This window comes from Gammaproteobacteria bacterium, assembly GCA_013696315.1.
Lineage (GTDB): Bacteria > Pseudomonadota > Gammaproteobacteria > JACCYU01 > JACCYU01 > JACCYU01.
Genome location: JACCYU010000239.1, coordinates 1 through 5,630 on the forward strand (window position 1 = coordinate 1; position 5,630 = coordinate 5,630).

Below are 5,630 nucleotides of genomic sequence, written 5' to 3' on the forward strand. Positions count from 1 at the left end.
GCCTGCGATCGCTGTATCGCTGCTCGGACTGCGTGCGTGGTCGCGGCGCTGCCGTGTAAAACCTGTCCCATAGGGCCTCCTTATCAATGCTGAGATCCCTTATACCATTACATTCTGGGACTGAACACCTATCCCCGGCTATTGAGCAAGAGTTCCCTGGCGCTCGGCTCTTTCGTCCTTGGCCAATTACGAACGGCGGGGAACGCGCGCAACAGATGGACGCAGTAGAGCTTGACGGGCAGCCTGCGCTGCCACCCAAAGGTCGTTGTTGGAGTCATACATCGCGCCCGCCCGCGCATGGCTTGAGTGGTATGTCGCGCAATCTCGTGGCGGGACGCTTAATCCGTTCTCGCACTAGCCTGGACTTCAAACGCTATCTCGAAGATTTTCCGTTCAAGAGCATCTCCAACTGGTGGGATGGTCTTGGCGGCGCGCCAGATCAGGTATATGTCGTCCAGACTAACGAGCGTATCGTAGAACGCTGCCTGCTGATGGCTTCCGATCCCGGTGATCTTGTCCTTGATCCGACTTGCGGCTCAGGCACTACTGCCGCAGTCGCCGAACAATGGGGCCGGCGCTGGATCACCATCGACACCTCGCGCGTGGCGCTGGCGCTGGCGCTTGCCCGCGCCCGCATCATGGGCGCGCGCTATCCGTATTATTTGCTGGCCGATTCCCGCGAAGGCCAGGTCAAGGAAGCCGAAGTCACACGCACCGCGCCCTCTTCGCAGCCTATACGCGGCAACATCCGGCATGGCTTCGTTAATCGGCGCTCCGCTTACATCACGTCTGGCGCCATCGCCAACAACGCCGAGATCGACGTGATCTGGGACAAGTGGCAGGCGAAGCTGGAGCCGCTGCGCGATAAGTTGAACGCGGCGCTCGGCACGAGTTGGCAGGAATGGGAAATCCCGCGCAAATTACACCCCGATCGCCCTGAGCTTGTCGAAGGGCGTGCTTCGACCGTTCGACAAGCTCACGACTCAGCACGAACGGCAGATGAGATTCACGCCGACTGGTGGCAGGCGCGCGTCGCGCGGCAACAGGAAATCGATGCCTCGATCGCGGCAAAAGCGGAGCACGAATACCTCTACGACAAACCGTATCCGGACAACAAAAAGGCGCGTGTCGCCGGGCCGTTCACTGTCGAAAGCCTCTCGCCGCACCGCGTGCTGGGCGTGGACGAGAACGACGAACTGATCGACGGCGTCGCGGAGCCGGGCGACGGCTACGGCGAGAAGAAGGACTTCGCGACGATGATCCTGGAGAACCTCAAGACCGCCGGCGTGCAGCAGGCGCACAAGGAGGACAAGATCAACTTCACCTCGTTGATTCCCTGGCCAGGCGAACTGATCTGCGCCGAAGGACGCTACGTCGAGGGCAATGCGGACGTCGATGACGCGCGCGGCGCGGAGAAGCGCGCCGCAATTTTCATCGGCCCGGAGTTCGGCACCGTCTCCCGCCCCGATCTGGTGGCCGCCGCGCGCGAAGCTGGCGACGCCGACTTCGACGTGCTCATCGCCTGCGCCTTCAACTACGACGCCCACTCATCGGAGTTCAACAAGCTGGTGCGCATCCCGATCCTGAAGGCGCGCATGAACGCCGACCTGCACATGGCCGACGACTTAAAGAACACCGGCAAAGGCAACCTGTTCGTCATCTTCGGCGAGCCGGACATCGACATACTGGAAGCCGAAGACGGCAAGGTAAGAGTCAAGATAAACGGCGTGGACGTGTTCCATCCCAACACCGGCGAAGTCCGCAGCGACGGCCCCGACGGCATCGCCTGCTGGTTCATCGACACCGACTACAACGAAGAAAGCTTCTTCGTCCGCCACGCGTATTTCTTAGGCGCCAATGATCCGTACAAGGCCCTCAAAACCACCCTCAAGGCCGAGATTAACGAAGAAGCGTGGGCCACGCTGAACAGCGATACGTCGCGTCTGTTCGAGAAACCGAAGTCAGGGCGGATCGCGGTGAAGGTTATCAATCATCTTGGTGATGAGGTGATGAACGTGTTTAGAGTGCACTAGCCGGCGAGCGAGGCTCAGCGGACAGCGGCGACGTGCAATCCGAAGAGGACGAAGAAACGCTTGCGTTACTGACGATAAAGAGCGACAGCGATTTATGGTCCGCGGTAAGAGTGAGCTACGATCAACCGTTGACCTAGCATGGTCGGTTACGTTCTATCTACGAAGATCCAAAAGATGCCTGCCGTAAATTCGGAAATACTCGTTTGGGCTCGAGAGACCGCTGGTCTCTCAGTCAATTGCGCTGCCAAAAAGCTCGGAATTAAGGACGCGCGGGGCATTGCCGGAGAGGATCGCCTTATTGCGTTTGAAGCCGGCGGCACAATGCCGACAAGACCTCTCCTATTGAGGATGGCGAAGCTCTATCGCCGGCCGCTGCTGACCTTTTATATGAGGGTTCCCCCGCGCAAAGGCGATCGAGGCAAGGATTTTCGTAGTTTGCCAGAGAGAAACACGGACACGGAGCCACTTGTCGATGCGCTCGTCCGAGATATTCTGGCGCGTCAGTCGATGGTGCGAGCAGTCCTTGTCGATGAGGAGGAAGCACAGCCGCTTCCATTCGTCGGGTCGCTAACCGTAAACGATGGGGTTGGCGCTGCTCTTGTGTCAATTCGGCGGGCATTAGGAGCCGATCTTGCCGCGTTTAGAGCCCAAGGCTCGCCCGAAGCAGCGTTCGCGCTGCTTCGGGCCTATGCGGAAAGAGCCGGAGTATTCGTGCTTCTCATTGGAAATCTGGGTAGTCACCATACGGCTTTAGACGTGTCAGCTTTCCGTGGCTTCGCACTTGCCGATCCAATCGCTCCGTTTATTGTTATCAATGATCAGGACGCAAAATCGGCTTGGTCGTTTACGCTTCTTCATGAGTTGGCGCACGTGTGGCTTGGCGCAACTGGCGTCAGCGGAGCTTACGCCGAAGGACGGCTCGAGCGCTTTTGCAATGACGTTGCGAGCAACTTTCTGCTACCAAACAACGAGCTCCATCTCGTTGGCGTCACTTCTCATACCGATAAAGAGGCTGCCGAATTGCTGATTGGCGAGTTTGCCGAAGCTAGGCTCCTTAGCCGGTCAATGGTGGCATACCGTTTGTTTCGTGCAGGCGTTCTTTCAGAAGCGACTTGGCAAGATTTGACGAGCACATTCCGCTTGGCTGGCATCAGTCCCGTGCCGCTCGGAAAGAACGCAGTCGGAACCAAGAGGGAGGCCCAAACTATTATGTTGTCCGTAGACATCGACTAGGCGCAGCACTCCTTCGCTTCGTCGCGCGACACGTCGGTGACGGCGTACTGCCACCTACAAAAGCTGGGAAAATCCTTGGCGTGAAGCCACGTAGCGTCGCCCCACTTTTGAGTGATGCGGCTCTGGCGGTAGGACAGGCCGCGTAACGCATGCTCTACCTAATGGACGCTAATGTCCTAATCACCGCGCACAATCTCTACTCTCCCGTGGACGCAGTTCCTGAGTTTTGGGCATGGCTGTCCCACAACGGGGCGAGCGGCAATCTCAAGATGCCGCTTGAAATATTTGAAGAAGTGAAGGACGGGAGCACCGACGCTAAACGTGATCTCCTGTTTGCATGGATTCAGGAGGAAGAAAACAAAGTCGCCTTGCTCCTTGAAGAGGACGTCAACACTGATCTTTTGCGCCAAGTAGTCGATGAAGGATATGCGCCGGATCTGACCGACGACGAGATTGAACAGCGGATCCTTTTCTGATCGCGTACGCGCTCGCCTCGCCAGCTGAACGCTGTGTCGTGACTACGGAGGTATCTGCTCCGCGTAAGCAGCGACAGAATCGGCGCATCCCAGACGTCTGTGTAGGGTTGGGTGTTACCCCTTGCGACACTTTTGCAATGCTTCGCGCTCTCCGTTTTTCGACGCGCTGGCAGGTTTGAATCGTTCGCCGCCATATCGGTGTGTACGCGCGGCGTTAATTCGTTCGCGTAAAGTGACCTAGGATGCAACGCGGCGGGCGTGGTGCTGTACGATGGCGTAGTGACGGCACCTTTTGGCGACTGTCTGTATGCCGTTCGGTTACGCAGCCTCTGGGGCACGACATGATGTGAGCACCAGCGAGCGAAATTTGGCGGCGCGGCACGCGGCACCCTGATCGTATGCATGGAATGAAAACGTTATCGAGTTTCGCATCGCCGCCACCTTCACGCATAGTCTAGCCAAGCTCACCGGTGAGGAGCAGAAAGTGGAAGACTGCCGCTTTCGATCGGCGTATAAATCCGGACAATCCCGAGATGAACTTCCACAAGCTTGATCGGCCTACGGATAACGGCTCCTGGGTGCCTTATCTAGGATACTGCGTCGCATACGATAATTTGGACGGCGCGTATCATGGCCAACATGTCTATTCGCTCCACGTACGCGCTGGATCCGCAAACGGCGCAGAACATCAAACGCCTGGCGCGTTCCTGGGGTGTATCGCAGGCAGAGGTGATTCGGCGCGCTGTGCGGCTGGCCGCCGAGCGGGAGGCGGCGCCGAAACTATCGCCAGCCGATGTCGTCGCGCACTACGCGGATCAGCCGTTGCCGCGGGATCGGGCGGAAACGCCGCAGTTGATCGAGTCTATGCGCAGGCTGCGGCACGAGGATGATGCACGTCGCGGTGACGACACCAAATCGTGATCCATTTCGACACCAATGCCTTGATTGCATCGTCGTTGTGGACGCGCTGATCGCCGCCGCTGCCATTCGTGCCAATGCGCTGTTCGTGACAGTGACATTGCGGATTTCGAGCCACTCGTGGCGCAAGGTCTTAGGCTGATGACAGCATCAGGATGACCGCGTGACGGAATTCCGCATTGCCGTCACCTTCGCAGACAGCCTCGCAAAAATTAACGGCGAGCAGCAGAAAGCGGTTTAAGGCGACCGCATTCGACCTTCAAATAAATCCCGCCACTCCCGGCTTGAGCTTCCACAGCTCGACCGGACTAAAGACCCAAACTTCTGGTCCGTGCCGGTAAGCAGGGATATTCGGCTGATCGTACACAAAACTGCTGACAGTTTGCTGCTGTGTTATGTAAATCATCATGACCCCGCCTACCGCTGGGCCGAGCGGCGCAAGCTGGAGATCCATCCAAAAACGGGCGCCGCGCAATTGGTGGAGATTCGCGAAAGAGTAGAAGAAATCGTCATCCCAAAGTACGTGGAGGTCGCGCGGTCAGCTCGGCGAAGCCCGCCTTGTTCGCCGATACATCCGAGGAGGAGTTGCTCGCTTACGGTGTGCCGGTTGAATGGCTGGACGACGTGCGGCGGGTCGACGAGGACAGTCTGCTTGTGCTGGCGGACCATCTGCCAAGCGAAGCGGCGGAGGCACTCCTGGAACTGGCCACCGGCGGCAAGCCCGCCTTGGCACACGTCGCTGTGCCCCGGGCCAACCCGTTCGATCACCCTGACGCCCAGCGCCGCTTCAGGGTGATGAATGATGTGGAGGAACTGGAGCGCGCACTGGCATACCCGTGGGAGAAGTGGACGATCTTTCTGCACCCTGCTCAAAAGGAGTGGGTAGAACGCGACTACAGCGGCCCGGCGCGAGTGTCCGGTTCGGCCGGCACCGGCAAGACAATCGTTGCACTGCACCGAGCCGCGTATC

General features: G+C 58.5%; 2 protein-coding genes and 3 pseudogenes. All 5 read left to right on the forward strand.

Annotated features, from left to right (window positions below; genetic code table 11):
* The first annotated feature begins 86 nt into the window (after window positions 1-86).
* The 5 genes and pseudogenes from H0V34_14025 (at window position 87) to H0V34_14045 (ending at window position 5,630) form a co-directional block, all read left to right on the forward strand.
* Complete coding sequence (locus H0V34_14025) at window positions 87-2,033, forward strand: site-specific DNA-methyltransferase (protein MBA2492754.1); 1,947 nt, start codon at window positions 87-89, stop codon at window positions 2,031-2,033.
* Between the two features lie 174 nt (window positions 2,034-2,207).
* Window positions 2,208-3,412: pseudogene (locus H0V34_14030) on the forward strand (ImmA/IrrE family metallo-endopeptidase).
* Between the two features lie 3 nt (window positions 3,413-3,415).
* Window positions 3,416-3,921, forward strand: a pseudogene (locus H0V34_14035) (DUF4411 family protein).
* 460 nt (window positions 3,922-4,381) lie between these two features.
* Window positions 4,382-4,663 (forward strand): ribbon-helix-helix protein, CopG family, encoded by a 282-nt coding sequence (locus H0V34_14040; protein ID MBA2492755.1) that lies wholly within the window; start codon window positions 4,382-4,384, stop codon window positions 4,661-4,663.
* Between the two features lie 160 nt (window positions 4,664-4,823).
* A pseudogene (locus H0V34_14045) lies at window positions 4,824-5,630 on the forward strand (DNA helicase).

Coding starts and splice junctions, on each gene's coding strand:
- H0V34_14040 (MBA2492755.1), top strand. CDS start 4,382: ATGTCTATTCGCTCCACGTACGCGCTGGATCCGCAAACGGCGCAGAAC.
- H0V34_14025 (MBA2492754.1), top strand. CDS start 87: ATGCTGAGATCCCTTATACCATTACATTCTGGGACTGAACACCTATCC.